General features: G+C 70.2%; 22 protein-coding genes. 10 read left to right on the forward strand and 12 right to left on the reverse strand.

Translation table 11 applies throughout. From position 1 onward, the window contains the following. Nucleotides 1-52 precede the first annotated feature (52 nt). The gene (locus tag AC3AGO_RS01355; protein ID WP_487818209.1) at nt 53-760 is read right to left on the reverse strand and encodes a TetR/AcrR family transcriptional regulator; all 708 of its coding nucleotides are present in this window, start codon (nt 758-760) and stop codon (nt 53-55) included. Nucleotides 761-1,117: 357 nt separating this feature from the next. Here AC3AGO_RS01355 and AC3AGO_RS01360 point away from each other — a divergent pair, with 357 nt between their 5' ends. Next, nucleotides 1,118-1,792 (forward strand): hypothetical protein, encoded by a 675-nt coding sequence (locus AC3AGO_RS01360; RefSeq protein WP_487818210.1) that lies wholly within the window; start codon nt 1,118-1,120, stop codon nt 1,790-1,792. Between the two features lie 110 nt (nt 1,793-1,902). Beyond that, nucleotides 1,903-3,093, forward strand: coding sequence for an NAD(P)-binding domain-containing protein (locus AC3AGO_RS01365; RefSeq protein ID WP_487818211.1), 1,191 nt, complete (start codon nt 1,903-1,905; stop codon nt 3,091-3,093). An 80-nt stretch (nt 3,094-3,173) separates the two neighbouring features. On the opposite strand, the gene AC3AGO_RS01370 is transcribed toward AC3AGO_RS01365, so the two are convergent. After that, entirely contained in the window at nt 3,174-3,581 is a 408-nt protein-coding gene (locus AC3AGO_RS01370) for a RidA family protein (RefSeq protein WP_487818212.1), read from the reverse strand. A 143-nt stretch (nt 3,582-3,724) separates the two neighbouring features. Between AC3AGO_RS01370 and AC3AGO_RS01375 the strand changes: the two genes are divergently transcribed. Then, entirely contained in the window at nt 3,725-4,105 is a 381-nt protein-coding gene (locus tag AC3AGO_RS01375) for a winged helix-turn-helix transcriptional regulator (RefSeq protein WP_487818213.1), read from the forward strand. Nucleotides 4,106-4,379: 274 nt separating this feature from the next. Here AC3AGO_RS01375 and AC3AGO_RS01380 read toward each other — a convergent pair whose 3' ends face one another. Together AC3AGO_RS01380 and AC3AGO_RS01385 are read right to left on the reverse strand one after the other, a co-directional pair. Continuing rightward, on the reverse strand, nt 4,380-5,252 hold the full coding sequence (locus AC3AGO_RS01380) for a helix-turn-helix domain-containing protein (protein WP_487818214.1): 873 nt from the start codon (nt 5,250-5,252) through the stop codon (nt 4,380-4,382). Between the two features lie 211 nt (nt 5,253-5,463). Next, nucleotides 5,464-6,111 (reverse strand): GntR family transcriptional regulator, encoded by a 648-nt coding sequence (locus tag AC3AGO_RS01385; protein ID WP_487818215.1) that lies wholly within the window; start codon nt 6,109-6,111, stop codon nt 5,464-5,466. A 303-nt stretch (nt 6,112-6,414) separates the two neighbouring features. Here AC3AGO_RS01385 and AC3AGO_RS01390 point away from each other — a divergent pair, with 303 nt between their 5' ends. Next, nucleotides 6,415-8,019, forward strand: a complete 1,605-nt coding sequence (locus tag AC3AGO_RS01390; protein ID WP_487818216.1) for an AbgT family transporter — start codon at nt 6,415-6,417, stop codon at nt 8,017-8,019. 161 nt (nt 8,020-8,180) lie between these two features. Beyond that, complete coding sequence (locus tag AC3AGO_RS01395; protein WP_487818217.1) at nt 8,181-9,260, forward strand: NAD/NADP octopine/nopaline dehydrogenase family protein; 1,080 nt, start codon at nt 8,181-8,183, stop codon at nt 9,258-9,260. 206 nt (nt 9,261-9,466) lie between these two features. On the opposite strand, the gene AC3AGO_RS01400 is transcribed toward AC3AGO_RS01395, so the two are convergent. From AC3AGO_RS01400 to AC3AGO_RS01415, 4 genes are all read right to left on the reverse strand, one after another. Then, nucleotides 9,467-10,351, reverse strand: coding sequence for a geranyl diphosphate 2-C-methyltransferase (locus AC3AGO_RS01400; RefSeq protein ID WP_487818218.1), 885 nt, complete (start codon nt 10,349-10,351; stop codon nt 9,467-9,469). 14 nt (nt 10,352-10,365) lie between these two features. Beyond that, nucleotides 10,366-11,601: a family 2 encapsulin nanocompartment cargo protein terpene cyclase gene (locus AC3AGO_RS01405; protein ID WP_487818219.1), complete on the reverse strand. Its 1,236-nt coding sequence runs from the start codon at nt 11,599-11,601 to the stop codon at nt 10,366-10,368. Between the two features lie 168 nt (nt 11,602-11,769). Next, nucleotides 11,770-13,179: a family 2B encapsulin nanocompartment shell protein gene (locus tag AC3AGO_RS01410; RefSeq protein ID WP_487818220.1), complete on the reverse strand. Its 1,410-nt coding sequence runs from the start codon at nt 13,177-13,179 to the stop codon at nt 11,770-11,772. Nucleotides 13,180-13,500: 321 nt separating this feature from the next. Then, the gene (locus AC3AGO_RS01415) at nt 13,501-15,159 is read right to left on the reverse strand and encodes an amidohydrolase (RefSeq protein ID WP_487818221.1); all 1,659 of its coding nucleotides are present in this window, start codon (nt 15,157-15,159) and stop codon (nt 13,501-13,503) included. A 431-nt stretch (nt 15,160-15,590) separates the two neighbouring features. On the opposite strand from AC3AGO_RS01415, the gene boxC reads away from it, so the two are divergent. The 5 genes from boxC to AC3AGO_RS01440 all read left to right on the forward strand — a co-directional run bounded on the left by boxC (nt 15,591) and on the right by AC3AGO_RS01440 (nt 21,767). Beyond that, nucleotides 15,591-17,321: a 2,3-epoxybenzoyl-CoA dihydrolase gene (boxC, locus tag AC3AGO_RS01420; protein ID WP_487818222.1), complete on the forward strand. Its 1,731-nt coding sequence runs from the start codon at nt 15,591-15,593 to the stop codon at nt 17,319-17,321. A gap of 2 nt (nt 17,322-17,323) precedes the next feature. Then, entirely contained in the window at nt 17,324-18,742 is a 1,419-nt protein-coding gene (boxB, locus tag AC3AGO_RS01425) for a benzoyl-CoA 2,3-epoxidase subunit BoxB (protein WP_487818223.1), read from the forward strand. 15 nt (nt 18,743-18,757) lie between these two features. After that, a complete protein-coding gene (locus tag AC3AGO_RS01430; protein ID WP_487818224.1) occupies nt 18,758-20,326 on the forward strand; it encodes a benzoate-CoA ligase family protein in 1,569 nt (522 codons plus the stop codon). Beyond that, nucleotides 20,326-21,183: an amidohydrolase family protein gene (locus AC3AGO_RS01435; protein WP_487818225.1), complete on the forward strand. Its 858-nt coding sequence runs from the start codon at nt 20,326-20,328 to the stop codon at nt 21,181-21,183. Before AC3AGO_RS01430 ends, AC3AGO_RS01435 begins: the two co-directional genes overlap by 1 nt. 200 nt (nt 21,184-21,383) lie before the next feature. After that, nucleotides 21,384-21,767, forward strand: a complete 384-nt coding sequence (locus AC3AGO_RS01440; protein ID WP_487818226.1) for a hypothetical protein — start codon at nt 21,384-21,386, stop codon at nt 21,765-21,767. A 113-nt stretch (nt 21,768-21,880) separates the two neighbouring features. Here AC3AGO_RS01440 and AC3AGO_RS01445 read toward each other — a convergent pair whose 3' ends face one another. The 4 genes from AC3AGO_RS01445 to AC3AGO_RS01460 all read right to left on the reverse strand — a co-directional run bounded on the left by AC3AGO_RS01445 (nt 21,881) and on the right by AC3AGO_RS01460 (nt 26,517). Continuing rightward, nucleotides 21,881-22,723: a PaaX family transcriptional regulator gene (locus AC3AGO_RS01445; RefSeq protein ID WP_487824506.1), complete on the reverse strand. Its 843-nt coding sequence runs from the start codon at nt 22,721-22,723 to the stop codon at nt 21,881-21,883. Nucleotides 22,724-22,893: 170 nt separating this feature from the next. Further along, nucleotides 22,894-24,210, reverse strand: coding sequence for a UDP-glucose dehydrogenase family protein (locus AC3AGO_RS01450; RefSeq protein WP_487818227.1), 1,317 nt, complete (start codon nt 24,208-24,210; stop codon nt 22,894-22,896). A 163-nt stretch (nt 24,211-24,373) separates the two neighbouring features. After that, the gene (gene rarD, locus AC3AGO_RS01455; protein ID WP_487818228.1) at nt 24,374-25,363 is read right to left on the reverse strand and encodes an EamA family transporter RarD; all 990 of its coding nucleotides are present in this window, start codon (nt 25,361-25,363) and stop codon (nt 24,374-24,376) included. Next, entirely contained in the window at nt 25,339-26,517 is a 1,179-nt protein-coding gene (locus tag AC3AGO_RS01460) for a pyridoxal phosphate-dependent aminotransferase (protein ID WP_487818229.1), read from the reverse strand. Before AC3AGO_RS01460 ends, rarD begins: the two co-directional genes overlap by 25 nt. Nucleotides 26,518-26,564: the final 47 nt, after the last annotated feature.

Genomic DNA, 26,564 nt, shown 5'->3' on the forward strand with positions numbered 1-26,564 from the left:
GGCGGGACCGAGGCGTCTTTGCCGTCTCACTCAGATTAAAGACATGCTCAGCTCAGCCGACTCCCGCTTCTGCCCCCGTACGGGCTCCGGTCTCCGTGTCCGGTTCCGTCCCCGCGCCCGCCTCCGTGTCGCGCCAGCAGTCCAGCCCCACCTGGACGAGGAACGCGCGGACTGTTGCCGCCATGTCGACCGCCTCGGGCTCCAGCAGCCACTGGGTCTGGAGGCCGTCCATCAGGGCGAGCAACTGGCGTGCCACGGCGGCCGGGTCGCCGTCGACGGGCGGGTCGGCCTCGGCGAACAGGCTCTCGACGAGGGTGTTCAGCTTGTCCCGCAGGATGCGGTAGCGCTCGACGAAGTAGCGGTGCGCGGGGTGGCCGGGGTCGGACGCCTCGGCCGACAGTTTCGCGTAGAGGGAGACGAGCCCGGGGGTCTCGCTGTTGCGGGCGACCAGGTCGACGAGGCGCCGCAGTTGCTCCGCGGCGCTCGGTTCGGGGGCGCCGGGAGTGTGCAGGGCGGGGAGGAAGCGGTGGGCCGCTTCCTCGTCGCGCCGGCTCAGCACCGCGAGCAGCAGCGTCTCCTTGCCGTTGTAATGGTGCAGCAATCCGGCGTGGGTCAGCCCTGCGTGTGCGGCGATGTCGCGCAGGGATACGGCGTGGAAGCCGGAGCGGGAGAACAGTTCGGCCGCGGAGTCGAGGATGCGGGCGCGCGTGCGCTCGCCCTTCGTGATGCGGCGCGGGGCGCTCGCGGACTGGTCACTCAACTCGGCCGCCTCCTGCGGGATTCGGCCGGCGTACGTCCTGTGCGGCACGCACCCGGCACCCGTGCGTCACGGCAGCACAGTACGACGTCTCTGTTCGGTGCGTCGCCCCGAGCCGTCCCCCCACGGAGCGCCTCGAGGCGACGCACCGCCGGAACTTACCATCTGGTCATTTTCTGCGGAAGATTGTCTACCAACTGGTCAGCCGCGCGGACGAGTCCGTCTCGTCACCGGCGCGTGACCTCTGCCCGGCTGTGGCGCACACACTGTCGCGCGCGCCAATGACCTTGGCGTGAAACCGAGTTGCCGGAGGGTGCGGTGATGACACCGCACGCCGTGTGCCCCATGATGGGGTAAGTCATGGCAGCTTCAGACCTTGTGTCCCATCTGCGCCGCGACGGCAGCGTGCCGTGCCCGGCGCCGGTGACGGCTGCCCGGGCGGGCCTGTTCTCGGTCCTGAGCACGACGGTCGCCACCATCGCGCACTACGCGGCGTTCGACGCGAGCCCCTCGTGGGCGGTTCGTCTCCTCGCGGCAGTGGTGCTGTTCGCCGGCGCTCTGCCCGTGGCCGGCCGGGAGCGGTCCCTGGCAGGCCGGTTGTGCCTGGCGTTCACCGCGCAGGCGGCGGTCGGCCGCGGCTTCGTCCTCGCAGACGGCACGCTCCGCACCAAGGCGACGCTCCGTACCAAGACGGCTCTCCGCACGAATGCGCCGGCGATACCGGCCCCGCACTCCGAGCGGCCGGTGTCGGTGGCGGGATTCGTCGTGCTGCCCGTACTGGGCGCCGTACTCCTGCGCGGCGTGGACTCCGCCCGCCGCCGGGTGCTCTACGCGGCCGGGCAGGAGCTGGACGCGCTGCGCGCCTGGCTGCGCTCCCGCCTGTGCCCGGCGTTCACCCCGTACGACGTCGCGGTGCCGGCCGCCGTGCCGCAGCCCGCACCGGCTCCCCCGCGCGCGTACCCGCCGCACGTCCTGCTGCTCGCGGACCAACTGGTCCGCCGCGGCCCGCCGTTCCCCTCGCCGCAGGCCGTCTGACGCATCGGCGTCAGCGTCCGCGGCTCCGGCATGCCTCAGTCCGTCGTTTCGCAGTCATGTCATGCCGCAGGGCCCCCAGTCGGAGGGCCGCGGCAAGGGGGTAGGAATCCGTGTCAGGAACAGTCGTTGTGATCGGGGCGGGCCCGTACGGCCTGTCCACCGCCGCGCACCTGCGGGCGCGCGGTGTGAAGGTGAGGGTGTTCGGCTCGACGATGGGGAGCTGGGAGGAGATGCCCCGCGGCACGTTCCTCACGTCGCCGGCGAGCGCGTCCTCCCTGTCCGCGCCGCGGCAGAGCTTCGCGCTGCCCTCGTACTGCCGGGAGGCCCGCGAACGCCGCCTGGACGACCATCAGCCCGTACCGGCCGAGCTGTTCGTACGCTACGGGCGGTGGTTCGCCCGGCAGTTGGTGCCGCACGTCGAGGACATCCGCGTCGTCTCGGTGGACCGGCAGGCGAGCGGCTTCCGTCTCAAGCTGTCCTCCGGCGAGGAGGCGCAGGCCGCGGCGGTGGTCGTCGCCAGCGGGCCGACCGGGTTCGCCCACCTGCCCGAGACGCTGCACGAGGCGGTGCCGGACGGCCCTTCACCGCGCGGGCTGATCTCGCACACCTCGCAGCACACGGACCTGACCCACTTCGCCGGGCGGCGGGTCCTGGTCGTGGGCGCCGGACAGTCCGCGCAGGAGAGCGCGGCACTGTTGCGGGAGTCCGGCGCGGACGTACGTCTGCTGATACGCGGCAGGGCGCTGAAGTTCGGGTCCCCGCCCTCCTCCGGCTGGCACTGGCAGCCCGCGTCGCCCCTCGGCCGCTCGTGGACGGTGTACGGGCTGGCCCACTGGGCTGGCGCGTTCCGGCGTCTGCCCGCCTCCACCCGACTGCGCCTGGCCGAACGGGCATTGGGGCCGCGCGGCGCGTGGTGGCTGCGCGAGCGGGTGGAGGAGCAGATCCCGGTGCTCGCGGGGCACACCATCACCGGCGCCGAGCGGGACGGCACGGATGTCGTGGTGTCCACGACCACCGAGGACGGCCGTACGCACCATCTGGAGGCCGATCACGTCCTGGCCGGCACGGGCTACCGCGTACATCTGGAGGCGCTGGACTTCCTCTCGCCCGAGCTGCACGCGGACCTGCGGCGTACGGGCGGATATCCGCATCTGGAGCGCGACTTGGGCTCCTCGGTGCCGGGCCTGTACTTCACCGGGCTCGCGGCGGCCGCGACGTTCGGCCCCGTGATGCGCTTCGTGTGCGGCACCCACGTAGCCGCCCCCCGCCTCGCCACCTCGGTCCGCTCCTACGTCGACTGACCGGGGCCGGGGTCCACGCGCCGGCCGGCTCCGTACGCAATGACGTACGGGGCCGACGGCAGCGCTTCACGGTCCCCCGGTCAGTCGAGGACTGCGGTGGCTTCGACCTCGACCAGGTGCTCGGGTACGTCGAGGGCCGCGACGCCCACCAGCGTGGCGGGCGGCACCGGGGTGGCGCCCAGTTTCGCGGCTGCCCGGGTGATGCCGGCCGTCAACAGCGGCATCTTGGCGGGGCTCCAATCGGCAACGTAGACGGTCAGTTTGGCGACGTCGTCGAAGGAGGCGCCGGCCGCGTCCAGGGCGGTGGCGACGTTGAGGTAGCACTGCTCGACCTGGGCTGTGAGGTCGCCCTCGCCGACCGTGACGCCGTCGGCGTCCCAGGCGACCTGCCCGGCGAGGAAGACCAGCCGGGTACCGGACGCGACCGCCACCTGCCGGTACGCGTCGATCTCGGGCAGTCCGCCGGGGTTCACCAGGGTGATGGCCATGCCGCCGCCTCCTCGTCGTGAGAGCCCGCACGCCGGAACGTCCGGGACGGGCAACAACTCACGGTCTCTTGTGGTTACTCGGGAACCGTAAGAGAGTGACCGCTGACGTGGAAGAACGCACTTTTCGGTGACTGGGGAACCTCATGGTGACCAAGCAGTTCAGCGGCTCGCCCGACGAGGCGGACATGCGGCGCGCGGACTCCCTGGCGCGCGAGATCTTCTCGGATGTCGCCAACAAGTGGGCGCTCCTGATCATCGAGGCGCTGGGCGAACGCACCGTACGCTTCAGCGAGTTGCGCAACGAGGTCGAGGGCATCAGCCACAAGATGCTCACCCAGAACCTGCGCATGCTGGAGCGCAACGGGCTGGTCGAGCGCACCGTGCACCCCACGGTCCCGCCGCGCGTCGACTACACCCTCACCACGCCGGGCCGGGGCCTGCGGGTGACGGTCCACGGCATGTGCGACTGGACCCACGAACATCTCGCCCACATCGAGGCGTCCCGCCGCCACTTCGACGCCTGAGGCAGGGGCGGCGGCTCCGCGCGAGGGCGCTCTGTTCCGGTCCCCGGGCGCCGCGTTCTGCACCGGCACCCGGGACCCGTCCCCCATCCCCCGTCGTGTGATCCGGTCACGGGCGCAGTGCTGTGCACCAGTGCCCGGGACCCGGCCCCCGTGTTGCCGTGCTTGCACCGGAAGGATCACTCCCGGTGACCCTAGCGACGGCCCGGCTCAGCCGTCTTGGACAAATTTGACCTGCCGCGCCGGCACTCACGTGCCCCGGCAGTCGCGCACCGTTTCAGCGTTCGAGCGCCGCAAGCGCCCCCTCCGTCCAGCGGGCGTCCGCCACTTGACCGGGGGTGGTCGAGGACAGGGCCCGGAACTCGCGGTTGAGGTGGGCCTGGTCGTAGAACCCGCAGGCAGCCGACACTTCGGTGGGGTGCGCGCCCTGCACGGTGAGCAGCCCCACCGCACGGTGGAAGCGCAGCACCCGGGCGGCGGCCTTCGGCGCGAGGCCGATCTGCTGGGTGAACTGGCGCACCAGATGGCCCTGGCTCCAGCCGACTTCGGCAGCGATCCGGGTGACGGGCATCGATCCGCCCGCGGCGGCGATCAGCCGCCAGGCATGGTTCACCTCGGGGGCGGGATCGCGGCCCTGCTCGAGGCGGGACAGCAGGGCGGAGTCCAGCAGGTCGAACCGGGTGGCCCAGTCATCGGTGGCCGCCATCCGTTCCACGAGCAGGCGGGCTCCGGAGCCGAGTACGTCCGCGAGTTCGACCACGCGGTTGGTCAACTCCCGCATGGGCACGGCGAACAGCCGGTACGCGCCGACGGGGGTCAGCTCCAGGCGGATCGCCTCCTGCCCGCCGGGATGGACCAGCACCCTCGGCCCGTCCTCGAGCCCCGCGATGAGCGAACCGACCACGCCGCCGGTCCCGTTCTCGTCCCGCAGCCGGCGCACCTGAGCGAAGGGCTCCCGCAGGTTGATCACCACCACGGCCCGGCCCGTGGGAACGAGCCGCGCCTCGTACGGCCGGGGCCGGCCCTCCGCCCAGTAGCCGACGTAACTGTGCAGGTACGGACGCAGCCAGGGCGGCCAGGGCCGCGTCACCCGCCACCACCTGCCGCCGATCCGCGTGATCCGCAGCCCTCCGCCACCGGCACCCGACACGGACATCTCCTCTGCTGCGGTGACCCCGGCGGTGTGAACGCCGGGTCCTTGCGACGCTCCTACGATCAGCTCTCCAGAGCGTAGCGTCGCCGCCCTCTCCGGCACCGGCGGTTCACGTGGGCCACCCTCCGGGCGGCGCGCGGCCGAGTGCGTCACTCGCGGGGCGGGAGAGGAGTGTTGGGGAATTCCGGGACCGGTCCGCTCGGACCGCTCAGCTCTGGTCCCCGGACAGCAGGGTTTCCAGCATGTACCGGCGGGAGCGTTCGATGCCTTCGAGGGCGATCTGCTTGACCTCCTCCTCGGAGGCGCTGCGGATCGCTTCGACCAGCCGCCCGTGGTTGACGCTCGTGTAGGGAGGCCGGCCGAGTTCGCCCCGGAGGTTGAGGAAGCGTTCGATCTCTTCGTGCAGGGTGTTGAGCATCGGGATCATCAGGGAGACGCGGGCGACTTCCGCGATCCCCACGTGGAGCAGCCGGTTGGCCTCGTTCAGGGCGGGGCGCGTGGCGTCCGCCGCCACGGTTGCCGCACTGAGCTCGTCGAGACGGTCGAGGTCCTCCGAACTCGCCCGCTGTGAGGCGAGGACGGCCGCTTCCGGCTCCAGGAGTCTGCGCAGGCGGTAGGTGTCCTGGAGGTCACCGACGTCCGTCGACTTCACGAACGTCCCCCGCCGCGGGATGACGACGACCAGTCCTTCCCTGCGCAGCGCGTTGATGGCTTCGCGCACGGGGGTCTTGCTCATCCCGTACCGCTCCGAGAGCCATGCCTCGACGATGACGTCGCCCGGCCGGAGGTGGCACTGGATGATGTCGCGCTTGAGGGCTGCGTAGGCCTGCTCCGCCATCGACGGTCCCGAACTCACACCACAGCTCCTCTTCAAGCACCCGCGTCACAGCCTCCGTTGGATCCCTCCGTTGGATCCACATCCCCGAGGCCTGTTGACATCCACCCGCCGCAGCGTAGCATCCCGGTGAAATATCACAGCGATTTCACGAGTCCTCAAAGCCAACTCGCCCTGATCAGAGGCGGGTTCACCCCGCCCGCGAGCATCTACCGGCCGGTTCCGCGCGGCACCGGACACCCCCGCCATCCGCCCTGTGCGGCAGCCCGAACAGCACACGTCGCCCTACGAGCCGCATCCGCCGTCGACCCGACAAGGCCTCACATGACGCAACTTGGCAGCAGCACTCCGAGAGTGGCCGGCTCCATGAACCGGCTGTTCCGGGCACTGAGCGCCCTGGAACGGGCGGGGAACAGGCTTCCCCACCCGTTCTGGCTGTTCTGGATCTTCGTGGCCCTGCTGGCCGTGGTCAGTGCCGTGCTGGCCGGCGCCGGCGTGACCGTCACGCTGCCGTCGACGGGTGAGTCCGTCGCGGTGAAGAGCCTGCTCACGCTCCAAGGAGCCAAGTTCGCCGCGGAGTCGGCCCTGGACAACTTCGCCGGGTTCGCACCGCTGTCGGTCGTGGTGGTGGTCCTTCTCGGTGTCAGCGTCACCGAGAAGAGCGGCCTGCTCACGGCGCTTCTGCGCGTCACGATCGGCCGGCTGCCCGTACGGTGGCTGACCTTCTCCATCGCGTTGAGCTCCATGATCGCGCACATCATGAGCGACTCGGCGTACATCGTGATGATCCCGCTGGGGGCACTGGCCTTCCGGACCGTGGGCCGCAGCCCTGTCCTCGGCCTGATGGTCGCCTACGCGTCGACGGCCATCGGCTTCAACGCCAGCCCGCTGGTGACACCGGCCGACGCGGTCAGGGCGTCCCTGGCGGCCGAAGCCGCGCACACCGTCGATCCGGGCTACGTCATCACTCCGCTCGCCACGTACTTCTTCACCGCGGCCTCCTCGGTGTTCCTCGCCGGCGTCATCGCTCTCACAGTCGACCGACTCCTGGCCCGGCGCCCCGAGTTCGCGCCGACACCCGAGGACGACGCGGCCGCCGACAGGATCTTCGGCGGCGCCCACGGGGAGGCACCACAGCACAGTGCGGAGGCCGGCGAGGCGCCTTCCGCGTTCACATTGAACGCCGTCGAGAAACGCGCGATGAAGGTGACCGGTACGGTCCTCGCGCTCTACATCCTGGGGGTGGCCGCGCTCCTGATGCCGGGGTCCCCGTTCCGCGGCGAGGGCGGCAGCATCGTCCAGTCCGTGGTGATGGTGCACATCGCCGTGTTCATCTCGCTGCTGTTCGGACTCCTCGGGATCGTCTACGGCAGGCAGGTGGGCACGATCCCCTCGCTGTCCGCCGTTCCCTCCGCCATGGCCGAGGGGGTGAAGACCTTCGTCCCCGTGATCGTGCTGTTCTTCGTGGTCTCGCAGTTCCTCGCCTACTTCACCTGGACCGGCATCAGCAATGTGATCACCGTCGAGGGCGCCCGGCTCCTGAAGTCCCTGGACGCGCCGCACCTCGTCATCCTGCTCGTGATCGTCCTGGCCATCAGCGGACTCAACATCATCATCAGCAGCGGTTCGGCGATGTGGTCCATCCTCGCCCCCGTCGTGGTGCCCCTGGCGATGTACATCGGGCTGTCTCCCCAGGCGGCGATGGTCTCCTTCATGATCGGTGACTCGGTCACCAACACCACCCCCATGAACGCCTACTTCGTCCTCGCCCTGGGATACCTCCAGCAGTTCCGGAAGGGCGCGGGCATCGGCACCATGCTGTCCTTCACGGTTCCCGTGGCGCTCGCCGTACTCGTCTCGTGGTCGTCCTTCTTCGCCCTCTGGTACGCCCTGGGCATCCCGCTCGGCCCGGGCGTACCCGTCAGATGACCTCCCCTGCCGCTCTGCCCGGCGATTACCCGCCGGACTAGGGACGCCCCCTGAACGAGAGGAAACCACCACAGCCGGGCACGACATCACGACCCGCACTTCCTGATGCTCGGCAACTCCGAGCGCTCCCGCACCACTTCAGAACGGAAGAGACACGCACTATGGGCAGCATCGCCATCATCGGCGCAGGCAACGTCGGCCAGGCCATCGCCGGCCACATGTCCTTCGAGGGCCACGACGTACGCGTCTTCGACAGGTGGGGCCGCGATCTGGAGCTGATCAAGGCCAACGGCGGCATCGACATGACCGGAGACGTGGAGGGCCGCGCCACACCCGCCGTCCTGACGACCGACCTCGGCGAGGCCGTCGGCGGCGCCGAGGTGGTCATCGTCGCCGCGCCCGCGTTCGCACACGCCTACCTGTCGAAGGAACTCGCGTCCGTCCTCGCACCGGACCAGCTCGTCCTGTTCCAACCGGGCGTACTGGGCAGTGGAGTTGAACTCGCGCGCATGTTCACGCTCGCCGGCCGGCAGCCCTGCCTCATCGCGGAGACGCCGACCAGTCTGTATACGTGCCGGCTGCGCCGACCCGCCCACGTCTACATCGGGGCCATCAAGTACGCCGTCCCGCTGGCCGCCGTCCCCAGTACGGACACGTCCCCGGCTCTCGGCATCCTGCGGGCGTACTTCGGCGACCGGTACGTGCCGGGCGAGGACACGCTGACCGTCGGCCTGAACAACTGCAACCCGATCTATCACGTTCCGCCGGCCGTACTGAACTTCAAGACGGTCGAGGACGCCGACTGCCACCCGCTGCACAGCCTGGTGACACCGCGCATCGCGGAGGTCATCGACGGCCTCGACCGCGAACGTCTCGCCCTGGCGGACGCCCTCGGAGTGAAGGCGGCCAGCTTCTGGGACTTCCTCAACACCGCCTACGGGGTGACCGAGGGCAGCTTCGTCGAGCGCGTCGTGCAGGGCTACGGCCGTCAGGGATTCCCCGAACCGGACTCCGTCAAGCACCGCTACTTCACCGAAGACGTCCCGTTCGGACTGGTCATCTGGAGTTCTCTGGCCGCGCAGATCGGTCTGCCCGTGCCCCTGACCGACTCGTTCGTCACCCTCAGCACGGCCCTGTGCGGACAGGACTTCGTGACCGGCGGGCGCACAGCGCAGACGCTGGGCCTGTCCGGCTCCGACGTGAACGGCATCCGCGCCGCGTTCATCGACGGCGCGGTGTGAACGTGCCGCACCGGAAGGGGGCCCCAACGCCCCTCGTTCGAGGGGTTGTTGGGGCCGGGGGCGAGGGAAAGGTGCGGTCTCTATGCTGACCGTTCGGCACGCTGGCCGCCCTCCATGGCGGCCGTATCGATCTGGGCATCGGCCGCGGCCCCGGCACCTTCGACGAGGCCACGGCCACCCTGTAGGAGCTCTGCCGGCGAAGGTGGTCAGACCCGGTCGGCCGCGATGAGGAGGTACTGGAAGGAGCCGTCCTTGTAGGAGTTGATGAATGCCTCTTCGATGCCGGTGACCAGAGAGGATGTGGCCCGGAGTTCCCAGTAGGGCAGGGTCGCGGCGGTCAGGTCGACGACGGCCGCCGGTACGAGTCGGTTGTCGGCCATCGCGCGCAGGTACTCCCGGCGGGAGTGGATGTTGCACTCGAAGTGCGCGTTGATCTGGGAGACCCATTTCGAGGGCTGGCCGTGACGGGGATTCCAGCAGCCGGTGATCGTCACGTACCGGCCGCCGGGGGCGAGGATGCGGGCGTGCTCGGCGAAGAGGTCGTGCAGGTCGACGTACATGGTCGACTCGTTGTTCCACGAGGCCGCGGCGTGCCCTGTCGCGAAGGGCATGTCGAGCATGTTGCACACGCGGGCCCGGACGCGGTCCTCGATGCCGAGTTCGTGTGCGCGCCGGTTCGCGAAGTCGGCCTGCTTGGCCGACAGGGTGACGCCGTCGACGCCGCAGCCGAAGCGCTGGTGGGCCATGACCATCGATCCGCCCCGGCCGCAGCCGGCGTCCACAAGCGTGTCCTCGCCGGTGATGGAGCCGAGGTTGTCCAGGAGGACTTGCGTCTGCGCCGACTCCAGGCGGTGCAGCTCGGCGATCAACCTCTCCTCGTAGCCGCTGTGGTGGGCGTCGCCGAGGGCGGAGTGGTCGACGTCTCCGATGCCGTAGTGGTGGTGGTAGAGCCCGTCGACGTCTCCGAGCCGGAGGTTCACCGGCCTGGCCTCCTGGTCCCAGTAACGCGCGATCTCTCCCTGGTAGGGCGTCGCCGGGGTGGGGATGAACGCGGAGGGGGCCTTGGCGGTGGTGAACTCGGTGCTGGTCACAGAGCGGTCCTTTCTTACCAGAAATCAGGCAGGCTGTACCGGTAGGTATTGGTCTGGTGCCAGTAGTGGTTGCCGTCGATCCATGCGGCCACGCCCCGCAGGAAGCGCAGCACGGTCGGGAGCGGCAAGGCGGCGGCCAGGGCGGCGGCTTCGGCTTCGAAGTCGTGCATGAGCTCGTTGTGGACGTCGATCGCCTTGAGGTACGCCTCCCGTTCGGAGAGCTCCTCGCGCTGGGCGAGCATCACGGGCAGGTTCAAGTGCAGGCCGGGGCTGTCGAGTTCCTTGGTGTAGGAGTACAGGTCGTTGACGATGGTGGTGGCGTTGCCGCCGAGCGCGATGATCCGCTGCATCGCCGGCCGGGCGTGCAGGTCCGCCGCGAGCTCGTAGCCGCCGACGGTGTCGGTGATGGTGGGACAGGGGCGGAAGTTGTTGAACTGACGCATCGCCAGGTACTCCCACACCTCGGGCACTTCGCCGGTCTGGGCCCAGGCGGCCTCCGCGAGGTAGCCCAGGTGCAGGCGGGCCATGTCGTGCCGGTAGCGGTCGGTCTGGGACGGGGTGGCCTGCTGGACGAAGTACTCCATGGCGGAGCGGTAGGCGCGCCGCGGGGCGTCCGACTGGAGCGACTCCAGCCACGGTGGTTCGTACTCCTTCGTCGTATGGAACGGGTCGAGCGCCGTGTGCGCGAGCAGGAGCCGGCTGCCGAGGCCGATGGGCGAGCCGCCGTGGTCCTCGCAGTAGCAGTCGTCGACCGCGTTCTCGGCGACCATCAGCCGTGCGGCGACCATCAGGTGGTCGACGGTGGGGGCGTCCGGGTGGCAGGCCACCATGTAGCGGCTGACGGAGAAGCCGTCGAACTGGTCCTCCCACTCCGCGGGAACCGCCTGGACCTCGTCCACCGCCCATGCCCTGATCCGGCGGCTCACCTCCGCCACGCGCACGGGGTCGGGTTCCGGCACGGGGTGGTGGTAGAGGCCCGGGATCGGGTCTCCCGCCGCCGGTTTCCCGGTGGCCTCCGGTTCCCCGGCCGCCGCCGGCTCTTCCGGTTCGGGGCGGCGGACCGGATACAGGCCGGCCGTCCCCAGGCCGGTGGGTCCGCGCAGGAGCCGCTCCAGGGCGGCGCTCGACCGGCCCGCCTCGGAGGCGCACTCCCCCGCGGCCTCGCCATCGCCCGTACGGGTGTGGTCCTCCGGTCGGCCTGCCGCGGCGGGCAGGCGGGTTGGCACATGGGACGGCCCGGGATCGGACATCCGTGTCTCCTGGGTGTGGGGAACGTGGGGTCCGCCCCGTGCGAGGAGGACTCCTCTTTCCATGGCTGCGGCAGATTTCCACGGCTGCGCGGAGCCGAGGGGGAAACAGCCCCTGCGGCCGGGCAGTTGGGCGTGCCGGGCCGACGGCCCCGCCGGCATACGGGAGGTCTAGTCGGACCAGTGGGCGGTCTGCACGTTCTCCAGAACGCCGAGGGCGTCGGGGACCAGGATGGCCGCGGAGAAGTAGGTGCTGACCAGGTAGGACGTGATCGCCTGTTCGCTGGTGCCCATGGAGCGCACCGAGAGGCCCGGCTCGCGCTCGTCCGGCAGGCCGGTCCGGTGGAGACCGACGACGCCCTGGTCGTCCTCGCCGGTGCGCATGGCGAGGATCGAACTGGTGCCGTCGCCGCGTACGGGAATCTTGCTGCAGGGGTAGATCCGCACGCCGCGCCAGGCCGGGGCCGCCTGGCCGCCGAGGTCGACGGCATCGGGGTAGATTCCGCGGGCGTTGAACTCGCGCCCGATCGCCGCGATCGCCCGGGGGTGGGCGACAAGTGCGTTGGTGTCGCGGCGCCGGCTGAGCAGTTCGTCGAGGTCGTCCGGAGTGGGCGGCCCGGAATGCGGCTGGATCCGCTGCTGGAACGCGGCGTTGGCGAGCAGGCCGAACTCCGGGTTGTTGACCAGCTCGTGCTCCTGGCGCTCGCGCAACGCCTCGATGGTGAGCCTGAGTTGCTCCTCGGTCTGGTCCATCGGCTCGTTGTAGAGATCCGCGACCCTGGTGTGGATCCGCAGCACGGTCTGCGCGAGGGAGAGTTCGTACTCCCGGGGCTTGAGTTCGTAGTCGGCGAAGGTGGTCGGCAGCCGGACTTCTCCGGCGTGGCCGGAGGACATCTCGATGTCCGCCTCACCGCGCCGGTTCTGCTTCCCGGCCCGGCGCGCGGCGACGTTCCGCACATGCTCCCGCAGGCCCGGGGACGCGGAGAGCACGGCGTCGAAGTCGCTGCGGGAGAGGGTGAGCAGCGTCCCAGCGGTCTCGGCCGTGGCCGTGAACTCCCAGGTGGCGTCGGCGTCCAGGAGGGCGCTCTCACCGAACCGGTCGCCGTCACCGAGGACGCCGACGGCTGTCACGTCGCCGTACTTGCCGACGGAGGTCTGCTTGATCCTCCCGTGGGCGAGGAGATGGATGCGGTCGGCCCGCCCGCCGCGCTCGACCAGTACGTCGCCGGCGCGGAAGTCGCGCTGGACGCATCTGTCGGCGATCCCGGTGAGCACGTCGACGTCCTCGTAGCCCCGCAGCAGGGCGAGTTCGCCGAGCTCGCGGGGGATCACGCGTACGTCGGCGCCGTCCTGGACGAACTCGATGCGGCCGTCGCCGACGGTGTGGGTCAGCCGGCGGTTGACACGGTAGGTGCCGCCCGGGACTTCCACCCAGGGCAGCAGCCGCAGCAGCCAGCGGGAGCTGATCCCCTGCATCTGCGGGGCCGACTTGGTCGTGGTGGTCAGGTTCCGGGCGGCTGTGGTGCTCAGGCTGGAGGGGGGCGGGTCCGACTGCGTTTCCGGGTCGGTCTCAACGGTCATCGGGCGTGCTCTCCTTAGAGAACGGCGAGCGGAAGCGAGAGGCGCGGGCCGGCGCCAACCGACGAAGGGAAGGAAAGGGCTGACGGGAGGACTTTTTTGAACGCCCGGCAACAGTAGGACTGTTACGCCCAGTAATCCGCTCACGGCCAGGAGAGTTACTTCGATGCGGTGTTCTTGCACCTCAGTCGGTTTATCCGAATGCCCCTTCCTTCCAGACGTTCACAGGCGAGAGTGTTTGCCGCTCCACGTCCTGTGAACCCCGTGATTCCGCCGCTGGTTGGCCCGAGGGGGATACGGATCACGCCACGCGCCGCCCGCGCCTCACAGCTGGCCGTACTCCCCCACGCGTCGGCCCGCGACCCACGTCTGCAGGACCTCGGTCTGCCACAGCGCCCGGTCCGCGGGCAGGTCGAAGGGGTCGGTGTCGGTGAGGATGAAGTCGCCCCACTTGCCCGGCTCCAGGGTGCCGAGCACATGCTCCTGGTGGGCGGCGTGGGCGGGCTCCAGGGTGTAGGAGCGCAGCGCTTCGACGGGGGTCATCGCCTGCTCCGGGTGCCAGCCGCCGTCCGGTTTTCCGTCCCGGTCGGTGCGGGTGACGGCGGCGTGCAGACCGTCGAAGGGGTTCTCCGAGGAGACGGGGAAGTCCGAGCCGGAGGGCAGGTGGATGCCCTGGTCGATCACGGTGCGCCAGGCGTAGGCGCCCTTGATGCGTTCGGCACCGATCCGGTCCTCGGCCATGTTCATGTCGTCGGTGGCGTGCACCGGCTGCATGGAGGCGATGATGCCGGACCTGCGCAGCCGCGGGATGTCCTCCAGGGCGAGTACCTGGGCGTGCTCGATACGGTGCCGCAGCCCCGCGTCACCCACGCGCGCGAAGGTCCGCTCGTACGCGTCGAGGACGACGCGGTTGCCGCGGTCGCCGATGGCGTGCACCGCCGACTGGTAGCCCCCGCGCACCACTTGCTCGACGCGGCGCTGCAACTCCTCCGGTTTCACCTGGAGAAGCCCGCTGCTGTCCGGGTCATCGGCGTAGGGCGCGAGCAGCGCCGCGCCGTGGCTGCCCAGCGCCCCGTCGATGTACTGCTTGACGGTGCGGATGCGGACCATGTCGTCCGCGTACGAGTCGGTGCGCGCATCGGCGCCGATCTCGGTGAAGGCCTTGTACGAGAGGAAGGCGTTCACGCGGATCGTCAACGCGCCCTCGTCCGCGAGGTTGCGCAGCACGACGACGCCGCTCGCGTCCGTACCCGCCTCCGACACGGACGTCATGCCCACCCGGCCGAGCTGCTTCTGCGCTGCGACCGCGCGGGCGCGGACGTCCTCCAGGGTGGGCTCGGGCAGCTTCTTCTCGACGAGGTCCTGCGCGGCGTCGATGAGGACGCCGGTCGGGTTGCCCGCCCCGTCGTGGACGATGCGGCCGCCGTCCGGGTCGGGGGTGTCGGCGGTGATGCCGACCGCCTTCAGCGCCTTGGTGTTGGCGACGCCTGCGTGACCGTCGACGCGGACGAGCCAGACGGGCCGGTCGTCGACGACGCTGTCGATGTCGGCGGCGGTGGGCAGCCGGCCGAGCCCCCACACGACCTCGTTCCAGCCGCGGCCGATGATCCAGGGCTCGTCGGGGTGACCTTCGGCGTACGCGGCGAGCCGCTCCTGCGCCTCCTTCAGCGACTTGGTGCCGGTGAGGTTCAACTCGACGGCGAGCGCGCCCAGTCCCCACAGGTGGCCGTGCGCGTCGTGCAGCCCGGGCAGCAGTACGCGGCCGCGGCCGTCCAGCCGCCGTATCCCCTTCGGGGCCGCGCCGAGGTCCAGTGCGGCGACTCTGCCGCCGGGGGTGAGCAGCATCCGGGAGAAGCGGCGCAGCTTGCCGCGCGCGAGGGTGTAGCCGCGGACGTTGTCGACGAGCAACGGCCCGCGCTCGGCGGCGGCTTGCGCCCCGGACGTGGCGGAGGCGGTGCCGGCGAGCGCGCCGGAGCCGGCCATCGCGGCGGCCCCGGCACCGGCCAGCTTCAGAAACTGCCCGCGGCTGATTCGCGGCGTACGGGGCGTGGGACAGCAGGATTCGCACACGTGGTCGCTCCCCTGGAGAAGGTTTGCGGCCGAACCGCGTGGCCGCACGATGATCGCATCGCGGCTCGAAGCTAGGCAGCGCCCGCCGCGGGGTCAAGATCCAGGACAGAACCGCTTGCAGGAGCCACGGAACGCCAACGGCGGGCCCGCGCAGGGCGGGACAGGGGCGGCGCAGACAAGGGGCGCGGGGAACTGCGCAAACCCCAAGCGAACCGCACCCGCAAGCCCAAGGCGAGCCACCACGCAGCAACCCGGCGACCGCTCAACACGCTACGACTCATTGACGCCCCGCCACACACTCGTGGAGTGTTGAAAGCGTCCCAGTCCGCGGATAAGGGGGCCACATGACCGGCACGGTCGGCCACACGCCCGGCACGCACGAGACGACACCCGGCCCACCGGGCGGGAACCCGCCCGCACGCGTCGAGTTCGGGACCGCTCCATCGCACTATCGCCACTGGACGCTCAAGGTCGACGGAACGGTCGCCACGCTCGCCATGGACGTGGCGGAAGCGGGCGGCCTGGTCCCCGGCTACGAACTGAAGCTCAACTCCTACGACTTGGGCGTCGACATCGAGCTGTACGACGCCGTTCAGCGACTCCGCTTCGAGCACCCCGAGGTCCGTGCTGTCGTACTCACCGGCGGCAAGGAGAAGGTGTTCTGCGCGGGAGCGAACATCCGCATGCTCGCGGAGGCGAGTCACGGCTGGAAGGTGAACTTCTGCAAGTTCACCAACGAGACGCGCAACGGCATCGAGGACGCCACCGAGCACTCCGGGCAGACCTATCTGGCTGCCCTCAACGGCACCGCCTCGGGCGGCGGTTACGAGCTGGCGCTCGCCTGCGAACGGATCCTCCTCGTGGACGACCGCTCCTCGACGGTGTCCCTGCCCGAACTCCCGCTGCTGGGCGTCCTGCCGGGCACGGGCGGCCTCACCCGGCTCGTCGACAAGCGGCACGTACGCCGCGATGTGGCGGACTGCTTCGCCACGAAGTCCGACGGGGTCGGCGGTGCACGGGCGGTGCGCTGGAAGCTGGTCGACGAGACGGCGCCGCGCCGGGAGTGGGACGAGACCGTGGCCCGGCGGGCCGCCGAGGCCGCCGAGCGCTCCGACCGTCCCGCCGACGCCCGGGGCATCGCCCTCACTCCGCTGGACAGGACCCGCACCGAGGACCGGATCACGTACGGGCACGTACACGCCGAACTCGACCGTGCACGGCGGCTCGTGGAGATCACCCTGCTCGGCCCGGACTCCGAAGCCCCCGAGGACGCCGCCGGCATCCACCGTCAGGGCGACGCGTTCTGGCCGCTGGCCCTGGCCCGGCAGCTCGACGACCTCGTCCTCGACCTGCGCACCAACGAGCCCGAGTTGGGCACCTGGGTGATACGCACCCGGGGCGACGCCTCCCGCGTCCTCGCCCACGACACCCTGCTGTCCACGCATCGCGAGGACTGGCTGGCCCGGGAGATCACCTTGTATCTCAAGCGCACGCTGAAGCGGCTGGACGTCAGCAGCCGCAGCCTGATCGCGCTGATCGAACCGGGCAGCTGCTTCGCCGGAACGCTGCTGGAGACGGCACTGGCGGCCGACCGCACCTTCCAACTGGCGGGCGTCTTCGAAGAGGTGGCCCCGGAAGCCGAGCCGGCGGCGGTCACCGTCGGCGCGATGAACCTCGGCCCGCTCCCCATGGGCAACGCGCTCACCCGCCTGGCGACCCGCTTCCTCGGCGACGACGCGGCCCTGGCCGCGGCCGGGGAGGCGGAGGGGCGGCCGCTGGAGGCCGCCGAAGCCGAACGTCTCGGCCTGGTCACCTTCGCCCCCGACGATATCGACTGGGAGGAGGAGGTGCGTATCTGCCTGGAGGAGCGCGCCGGGTTCAGCCCCGACGCCCTCACTGGGCTGGAGGCCAACCTGCGGTTCGCAGGACCGGAAACCCTGGAGACCAAGATCTTCGCGAGGCTGACCGCCTGGCAGAACTGGATCTTCAACCGTCCCAACGCCTCCGGCCCCGACGGCGCGTTGCGCCGCTACGGCACCGGCCGGCGTCCGGACTTCGACAGGAAGCGAGTCTGACCATGGCGCTGACCGCCGACTACGCGGACAAGATCCCCAACAATGTCGAGCTGCACGAGGACCGCCGGCTGCAGCGGGCCCTGGAGTCCTGGCAGCCCAACTTCCTCATCTGGTGGGACTCCATGGGCCCCGCCCTTCCCACCCGGGACGTCTACCTGCGTACGGCCGTCGACGTGGGACGGGAGGGCTGGGCGCACTTCGGCCATGTCCCCATGCGCGACTACCGGTGGGGTATCTTCCTCGCCGAGCCCAAGGCCGACCGGCGCATCGCGTTCGGCCAGCACCGCGGCGAACCCGCCTGGCAGCAGGTCCCCGGCGAATACCGGGCCGACCTCCAGCGCCTGATCGTGATCCAGGGCGACACCGAGCCGGCCAGCGTCGAGCAGCAGCGCAACCTGGGCGCCACCGCGCCGAGCCTCTACGACCTGCGCAACCTCTTCCAGGTCAACGTCGAGGAAGGCCGCCACCTGTGGGCGATGGTGTATCTGCTGCAGGCGTACTTCGGCCGTGAAGGCCGGGAGGAGGCCGAGGAGTTGCTGCACCGCAACTCCGGCAGCGACGAATCGCCGCGCATCCTGGGCGCCTTCAACGAGGAGACCCCCGACTGGCTCTCGTTCTTCATGTTCACCTACTTCACCGACCGGGACGGCAAGTACCAGCTGGGCACGCTCAAGGAGTCGGCGTTCGATCCGCTGTCGCGGACCTGCGAGTTCATGCTGAAGGAGGAGTCGCACCACATGTTCGTCGGCACCACCGGCATCGACCGGGTGGTGCAGCGCAGCGCGGAGCTGATGCGCGAGCACGACACCGACGATCTCACCGGCTGCGGCGGCGTCCCCCTCGACGTCATCCAGAAGTACATCAACTTCCACTACACCGTCTCGCTCGACCTGTTCGGCTCCGAGACCTCGACGAACGTCGCCAACTACTACACCACCGGCATCAAGGGCCGCTGGGCCGAGGAGCGCCGCAAGGACGACCACACCCTCACCGACGACTCGGTCATGGTGGACGCCCTCGTGGACGGCGAGGCCGGACAGCGGGAAGTCGCCGCGCTGGTGGGCCTCAACACCGACCTGCGCCGCGAGTACATCCGCGACTGCACCAACGGCCTCAACCGCTGGAACCGCCTCCTGGAGGAGGCCGGCATCGACCGCCGGCTCTACCTTCCGCACGTCGCGTTCAACCGGCGCGTCGGCGCGTTCGCCGGAGTCGAGACGGACCCGGCCGGCACCGTCCTCACCACTGAGGAGTGGGAACGTCGCAAGAGCGCCTGGCTGCCGACCGAGCTGGACAAGACCTACGTCCGCTCCCTCATGCGGCCCGTGCTGGAGCCCGGCCGGATCGCCGCCTGGATCGCCCCGCCGCGCCAGGGCATCAACGGCAAACCCCTCGACTACGAGTACGTCCACCTCGCCTAGAGTCGGGAGCCCACGATGAGCGACTCCTCCAATGTGTGCCGCTATCTGCTCGACCGCCGGCTCGACCAAGGGGACGGCTCCCGCCTCGCGTTGACCGGCCCGGAAGGCGACCTCAGCTACGCGCGGCTGCACGAGCGGGTGACCCGTACCGCCACAGGTCTGCGCGAGATCGGCGTACGCCCCGAGCAGCGGCTGATGATGTTCATGGCCGACTCCCCGGACTTCGTCACGCTCTTCCTCGCCGCGCTGCGCATCGGCGCGGTACCGGTGCCGGTCTCCACGATGCTCCGCCCCGACGGCCTCGCCGGCTTGCTGTGCGACGCGCGCGCCGCCTTCCTCGCCGTCAGCTCCGCGTACGCCGCGACAGCGGAGAAGGCAGCGGCTCAAGCACCCGAACTTCAGGGCCTGTTGGCGCCCGGGGACGTACGTCTGACCGGAACGCTCCCGGTGCACCGTCTGGAGGACCTGGCCCGCGCTGAACCGTCGTCCGGGATCTACGCGACGACGGCCGACACGCCGGCCTTCTGGCTCTACACCTCCGGCACCACGGGCTCGCCCAAGGCCGCGATGCACCGGCACGGCGCCGTGTCCGTGGTGTGCGAGACGTACGGCGCCGAGGTCCTCGGCATCGGCCCCGGCGACCGGGCCCTCTCGGCGGCGAAGGCCTTCTTCGCCTACGGGCTGGGCAATTCGCTGCTGTTCCCCCTCGCGGCGGGTGCGACGACTGTGCTGGAGCCTGCGCCCTCCGTCCCCGAGCTCCTGGCGGACAGAGCCCGGGAGTTCGGCGCCACGCTGTTCTTCGCCGGGCCTACGCTCTTCGCCAACATGCTCCGCGCGGGACTCCCGCCGGACGCGCTGCACGGCGTACGGCTGGCGGTCTCCGCCGGCGAGCCGCTGCCCGCAGCCCTGCATCACCGCTGGAGCGGCCATTTCGGCGTCGACGTGCTGGACGGCATCGGCATGACCGAGACCCTGCACATCTTCCTCTCCAACCGTCCCGGTGCCATCCGCGCCGGTACGACCGGCCGTTCGGTCCCCGGATACGACCTGCGCATCCTCGACGAGGAGGGTGCGGAGGCACCGGCCGGGACGCCGGGAACGCTCTACGTACGCGGCCGTTCGACGGCGACCGGCTACTGGTCCCGGTACGAGGAGACCCGCCAGGTCTTCCAAGGCGAGTGGCTGCGCACCGGCGACACGTACGTACGCGACGAGGACGGCTACCTCACCTGTCTGGGACGCACCGGCGACATGCTCAAAGCCGGCGGCATTTGGGTCTCCCCCGCCGAAGTCGAGGCCCAACTCCTCGAACACCCCGCCGTCGCCCAGGCGGTGGTCGTCTCCGCCACGGATACCGACGGGCTGGAGAAACCGGTCGCCTACGTGGTCGCCACCTCAGGACAACCGGTCACCGAGGCCGAGCTCGTCGCGTTCTGCCGGGCCCACCTTCCCTCGTTCAAGCGGCCCCGGCGTGTGCTCTTCCTCGACGCCCTGCCCACGACCGCCACCGGCAAGATCCGCCGGGTGGAGCTGCGGGCCCGCTCCGCCGGCACCCTGACCGACACGGAGAAGGAGACGGTCTGATGCTGGACGGCCGCCCGCTGATCGACGTCCACCTCCACCCCGCACGCCTGGACACGTTGAAACTCACCTGGCAGCAGTGGACTCAGGGGTTCGTGAACGAGGACTTCGTCGCCCGGCTCTACGACGAGGGAACGGTCTCGCCCGAGGCGTTCCACTGCCATCTGGCGTCCGAGGGGGTCGACACCGCACTGATGCTGTCGGAGTACAGCCCCCGCACGACCGGCATCCAGCCGGTCGAGGACCTGCTGCCGCTCGCCGCGTACGACCCGGCCCGCGCGAAGATCATCGCCAACGTCAATCCGCACCTGCACTACCCCATCGAGGACGAACTCCAGCGCCAACTCGACCTGGGCGCCGTCGCCTGCAAACTCCACCCCGTACATGCGGGCGTCGCCGCCAACGACCGCAGCCTCTACCCCGCGTACGAACTGTGCCAGGCCGCCGGCATCCCCCTGGTCGTGCACTGCGGGACCAGCACCTTCCCCGGCGCGATGAACAAGTACGCGGACCCGCTGTTCCTCGACGACGTACTGCGCGACTTCCGCACCCTCCACGTCGCGCTCGCACACGGCGGACGCGGCTGGTGGTACGACGCCGCCGCCTTCATGGCCCTGTCCAACTCGCGCGTGTGGATCGAACTTTCCGGCCTGCCCCCGTCCCGGCTGCGCACTTACTACGCCGGCCACGACTGGAACCGCCTCACCCGCCGCATGATCTTCGGCACGGACTGGCCGGGCATCCCCGGCATCGCCAAGAACGCCCGCGCCATCGCGGCCCTCTGCCCGGACGAGGACACCGCCGCCCTGGTCCTGGCAGGCAACGCGGCCCAGGTCTACAACCTGAAGCCGGAGGCCTGACGCCCCGGAGCTCCGACGCCGCGCCCACCGCGCGTCAGTCAACGGCACAACCAGACCAACGACCGACTGATCCAACGAAACTGCATAGGTGTTGGGGGCAAGGAGTTGGGCAGGACCCTGATTCTGCTCCTGATCACAGCCGGAGCAGCGGGGTCCGGTAACCACTACCGCCCTGGACGACGAGTACGGAGCGGTGAGCAATGAGCATGTCCGGCGGCACCGGCAGCACCAGTGGTCGCTACCCCATCCGAGGTGACTACTACGACAAAAATCTCGAGGAACAGCAGCTGACCAACACCGTCACGATCGTGTGGGGCTCTGTGGGCCTGGTCTTCGGCGTGTTCATCGGAATGGGGTTGTCGTCGCTCCTCGGGCTGTCGACCGTATATCGCGTCGTGCTGATCACTGCAGTAGTCCTCATCATCGGTGGGGGCACCGCATGGATCGCCCGCCAGATAGCGCGGCGCGGAACGGAGGACAAGCGGATTGCACAGCTCCGCGCAGAGTACGACGGCGCGGAAAGCGACAGCGCCGACAGCGCCGACAGCGCCGACAGCGATACGCAACGGGACGCTGAGCGATGAGTAGCGGCCTCCACATCGCGGGCGTCTTCCTGTGGTCCGCCCGATGATCCAAACGAAACCGCCTAGCCGTACAGCCGAAGTGCCCCTCGCCGTCGGCCAGTTCACCCCTCACGTCACGCCTTGGCGAGGAGCCGCTCCCACTCGCCCTGGGCCTCGTCATGCCACGACTGGTGCAGCTCTGTGAAGACGTTCGCGGCCCGTACTCCGATCCAGTGCGGTGGCAGGAGCTCCAGGGGAAGCTGCGGGTCGAGCTGGGGGAAGCGCCGCCACTCGTCCACCAGCCGGATCTGCGCCAGCAGCGTGGGCTCGCCCGGCTCCGGCTGCATGCCGGCGAACTCGCTCACGAACTCCTCGTAGGAGGAGGCCAGATCGGACAGGTGCCAGGCCTGCTCGACCATCTCCCGCTCGGAGCCGATCCCCGCGAACGGACCGCAGAAGGAGGACACCGCGGTGTCCAGGCCCAGGCTCTCCACCACCTGCTTGGCCTCGGCCTCGCGGGAGGCGTGCGGGCCCACCCACAACCCCGGCGCCGGGCTGCCCAGCCCCACCCAGGTCAGCTGTGTCCGCAGCTTGTGCCGCAGTTCCCGTTTCGCCTCCGGCACACTGACCAGCAGCACCAGCCATCGGCCGTCCCATGCCGTACGCGCCCGCCCGAACGAGTAGATGCGCTCCGCGCCCTCGGTCAGAAGAGACCGGCCGTGCGGCGTCAGCGCCCAGCGCACCCGCCTCCCGACCCGCTCGGCCGCGATCAGACCGCTCGCCGCCACCCGGTTGAGCGCTTGCCGCGCCGCTTTCTCCTCGATGCCCAACCCGTCGAGCACGTACAGCAGATGAGAGGTCCACACCGGCGCATCACGTGGCATGACGCACTCCCCGAGCACGGTCAGCAGCAGCGAACGCGCGCTGCCGGACCCCGCTTGGCGCTGCGCGGACGGGGATGGAGACAGGGACGGCACGTCCCCAGGCGCGTCATCGGGCGACTTGGTCAATCGAGGCTCCCCTGTTGGCTGTTCCTCCAGGGTAGCCGAATCGTGCTACAGATATGCGACGTTGCTCGCCGAATATGTAGACCAATCCCGTGTCCCGCCCACGGCATGTACGGCAGGGCCCACAGGTCCTTCGCGGTTCACGTGCGGCCCAGAGCCCGGTAGTCCCAGCCGGCCGCGCGCCAGCGGGAGGCGTCGAGGGTGTTGCGGCCGTCGACGATGCGCCGGTGTGCCACCAAGCCGCTCAGCTCGGCGGGGTCGATGTTCCGGAATTCCGGCCACTCGGTCAGATGCAGCATCACGTCGGCTCCGTGGGCAGCCTCGGTGACCGAGTCGGCGAAGGCCAGCGCGGGGAACGACTTGCGAGCGTTGTCCATCGCCTTCGGGTCGAAGACGGTCACTTCGGCGCCTTCCTGCTGGATCCGGTCGGCCACGGCGAGCGCCGGGGAGTCACGGATGTCGTCGGAGTCGGGCTTGAAAGCCGCTCCGAGCACCGTGATCCGCCGCCCTGCGAGGGATCCGCCACCGAGCTCCCTGGCCAGGTCGGCCACCGCGGTACGCCGCCGCAGGTTGACCTCGTCCATTTCGTGGAGGAACCCCACGGCCGGGCCCACGCCCAGTTCTTCGGCCCGTGCCGCGAACGCACGGATGTCCTTGGGCAGGCAGCCCCCGCCGAAACCGACACCCGGGCGCAGGAATCGGCCGCCGATCCGCGGGTCGTACGAGAGCGCCTCAGCCAGCCGTACGACATCCGCCCACGCCGCCTCGCACACCTCCGCCATGGCGTTGATGAAGGAGATCTTCGTGGCCAGGAACGAGTTCGCCGCGACCTTGACCAGTTCCGCGGTCGCGAGGTCGGCGACCACCAGGGGTACCGGTTCGGCGCCGTCCGCCGGCGTGAGCAGCGGTGCGTAGACCGTGCGCAGCAGCCGCTCCGCCCGGTCCGAGGCGACTCCGAAGACCAGCCGGTCCGGCCGCAGGGTGTCCTGCACCGCGGATCCCTCGCGGAGGAACTCCGGGTTCCATGCCACTTCGGCGTCCCGTCCCGCCGGTGCCAGTACCGCGAGCCGGGACGCCAGCCGTTCGGCTGTGCCGACCGGGACGGTGGACTTGCCCACCAGGAGACAGGGACGTGTCAGATGGGGGCCGAGCCCTTCCACGACCGCGTCCACACAGCGGAGGTCGGCGCCCGGCCCGTCGGTACGCTGCGGGGTTCCCACGCACGAGAAGTGCACATCGGCGAAGGCCGCCACCTCTTCGTAGGAGGTGGTGAACCGCAGCCGCCCCGCGGCCAGTTGGCTGCGCAGCAACGGTTCGAGCCCGGGTTCGTGGAAGGGAAGCCGGCCGGCCGACAGGGACGCGGCCTTCTCGGGGTCCACGTCCATGCCCAAGGTCTCGAACCCGAGGGCGGCCATGCAGACCGCATGGGTGGCTCCCAGATATCCCGTACCGATCACGGTGACTCGGCGGGTACGCGGTAACGGCGGCGCGACAGGGCCTGCTTCGGCCGCGTACTGCACAGCCTCGTTCTTCACAGCCTCGCGCGTTTTAGCCTCGTTCTTCGCAGCCTCGTTCTTCGCAAGGGACTTCACAGGAAACTTCACAACGGACTCCTCGGACTCATGGTGCCGACTGGCTGGTCGGTGCTGGGTCATCCGGCCGGTCGGCCGGGCGGCTCGCCAGGGACGAGGGGGTGGCAGCCGTCTTCTCCTGAGACCTCTTGCTCAGTCCGTCCGCGCTGAGCAGTGCCAGGGCGAGCCAGATCAGGACGAAGCCGCTCCAGCGCGAAGCGGGCATCGACTCGTGGAACAGCAGGACACCGATCAGCAGTTGGAGCACCGGTGTCAGGTACTGCAGCAGGCCGATCGTGGTGAGCGGGATCCGCCGGGCCGCGGCCGCGAACAGCAGAAGCGGACTGGCGACCGTCACGCCACCCGCGGCGAGCAGTACGGCGTGCCAGGGTGCGTCGAGGGTGAACGTCCCGTGGCCGGTGGCCACACAGACGGCCAGGCCGCCGGCGGCCACCGGGGCGAGGGTGAGCGCCTCGGTCGTGAGCCCGACGATGGCCCCCACTCCCCCGCCCACGCGCTTCTTGATCAGTCCGTAGAGGGCGAAGGAGGTGGCGAGGGTCAGCGCGATCCACGGCAGCCTGCCGTAGTCGACGGTGAGGACGACGACGGACAGCACGCCCATGGAGACCGCCACCCACTGCAGGGGGCGCAGCCGTTCGCGCAGGACGAGGACGGCGAGGGCGACCGTGAGCAGCGGGTTGATGAAGTACCCGAGTGACGCCTCGATGACGTGGCCCGAGTTCACGGCGTAGACGTAGCAGCCGGAGTTGACCGCGAGCGCACCGGCAGCGCCCGCCAGTCCGGCCGTACGCCGCCGGTCGCGGAGCACTGTGCGCAGCTGGCGGAGGGCGCCGGTGGCCGCGACGACGAGCAGGCAGACGGGCAGCGTCCACAGGAGCCGGTGCAGCAGGATCTCCAGGGCGCTGGAACTCTCCAACAGCCGGAAGTACAGCGGAAACAGGCCCCACAGGACGTAGGCGCCGATCCCGTAGAGGACTCCTTGTCGTGAGGCGTTCATCCCGGCGTCTGCCATTCCCATGGCTGCCGTGCCTGGCTTGCCCCGCTGCCGTACGCCGCCGTGACGAGGGCGTCCTGGGGGCGGAAGCGGCGGATGCGGCGGCACGCCTCCTCGATCGCCGCGTCCTCCTTGGCGAAGCAGAACCGCAGCAGTCCCTCGCCGGCCGCCCCTTGGTGGAAGGCGCTCCCCGGGACCGACGCCACGCCCCCGTTCTCCAGGAGCGCCATCGCCGCGTCGCGGGCGGTGCCGAAACCCCAGTCGGAGATGTCGGCGAGGACGTAGTACGCCCCGTCCGGGACGATGGGCGCCATGCCGGCCGCGGCCAGCGCCCCGCACAACTGGTCGCGCTTGCCCTGGTATTCGGACGCCAGCCCGTCGAAGTAGGAGGGCGGCAGCGCGAAGCCGGCCAGCACACCGTGCTGCATCGGAGTGGGAGCGCATACGTAATACAGGTCGTTGACCAGTGCTATCGCTCGGGACAGCGGCTCGGGTGCCACCGTGTAGCCGAGGCGCCATCCGGTGATGCTGAAGGTCTTCGACAGTCCCATGATGGTGACCGAGCGGGGCCGCAGGTCCCCGACCGTGGCGGGCGAGAGGTGCGGCCGTCCGTCGTAGCGGATGTACTCGTAGATCTCGTCGCTGATGACGAGCAGGTCCCGGTCGTGCGCGACCCGCGCGACCGCTTCGAGTTCCGTCCGGCTGAACATCTTGCCGCTGGGGTTCGACGGTGTGCACACCACGATGGCGCGGGTGTTGGGGTGCAGCGCCGCCCGCAGCGCCTGCTCGGTGAGGGTGAACTCCGGTGCCGCGAGGGTGAGGAACTGCGGTACGAGCCCGGCTATCACGGCGCCGTTGACGTGATAGCCGTAGTACGGCTCCATGATCAGGATGCCGTCGCCGGGGTTGAGCAGCGCGTTGATGGCCGCGGCGTACGCACCGGTCGCGCCCGCGGTGACCACGATCTCGCCCTCGGGATCGGCCTGGAGGGCGTTGTCCCTCGCCACTTTCTCCGCGATCGCCCGGCGCAGCGCGAGATTCCCTTCCGGATAGGTGTAGCTGCTCTCGTTGGCATCGATCGCCGCCTTGGCCGCCGCGGCGACGGCGGGAGGGGTCGGCAGGTCGCAGAGTCCCTGCCCGAGGTTGATGGCGCCGGCCCGGTCGCTCTCCCGGCTCATGCGCCGGATGTCCGACTGGGCCAGGCCGCGCAGCCGGTCCGCGACGA

It is taken from the genome of Streptomyces sp. BL1 (assembly GCF_057628045.1).

Coding starts and splice junctions, on each gene's coding strand:
- AC3AGO_RS01360 (WP_487818210.1), top strand. CDS start 1,118: ATGGCAGCTTCAGACCTTGTGTCCCATCTGCGCCGCGACGGCAGCGTG.
- AC3AGO_RS01370 (WP_487818212.1), bottom strand. CDS start 3,581: ATGGCCATCACCCTGGTGAACCCCGGCGGACTGCCCGAGATCGACGCG.
- AC3AGO_RS01375 (WP_487818213.1), top strand. CDS start 3,725: ATGGTGACCAAGCAGTTCAGCGGCTCGCCCGACGAGGCGGACATGCGG.
- AC3AGO_RS01390 (WP_487818216.1), top strand. CDS start 6,415: ATGACGCAACTTGGCAGCAGCACTCCGAGAGTGGCCGGCTCCATGAAC.
- AC3AGO_RS01395 (WP_487818217.1), top strand. CDS start 8,181: ATGGGCAGCATCGCCATCATCGGCGCAGGCAACGTCGGCCAGGCCATC.
- AC3AGO_RS01405 (WP_487818219.1), bottom strand. CDS start 11,601: ATGTCCGATCCCGGGCCGTCCCATGTGCCAACCCGCCTGCCCGCCGCG.
- AC3AGO_RS01410 (WP_487818220.1), bottom strand. CDS start 13,179: ATGACCGTTGAGACCGACCCGGAAACGCAGTCGGACCCGCCCCCCTCC.
- AC3AGO_RS01415 (WP_487818221.1), bottom strand. CDS start 15,159: ATGGCCGGCTCCGGCGCGCTCGCCGGCACCGCCTCCGCCACGTCCGGG.
- boxC (WP_487818222.1), top strand. CDS start 15,591: ATGACCGGCACGGTCGGCCACACGCCCGGCACGCACGAGACGACACCC.
- boxB (WP_487818223.1), top strand. CDS start 17,324: ATGGCGCTGACCGCCGACTACGCGGACAAGATCCCCAACAATGTCGAG.
- AC3AGO_RS01430 (WP_487818224.1), top strand. CDS start 18,758: ATGAGCGACTCCTCCAATGTGTGCCGCTATCTGCTCGACCGCCGGCTC.
- AC3AGO_RS01435 (WP_487818225.1), top strand. CDS start 20,326: ATGCTGGACGGCCGCCCGCTGATCGACGTCCACCTCCACCCCGCACGC.
- AC3AGO_RS01440 (WP_487818226.1), top strand. CDS start 21,384: ATGAGCATGTCCGGCGGCACCGGCAGCACCAGTGGTCGCTACCCCATC.
- rarD (WP_487818228.1), bottom strand. CDS start 25,363: ATGGGAATGGCAGACGCCGGGATGAACGCCTCACGACAAGGAGTCCTC.
- AC3AGO_RS01460 (WP_487818229.1), bottom strand. CDS start 26,517: ATGAGCCGGGAGAGCGACCGGGCCGGCGCCATCAACCTCGGGCAGGGA.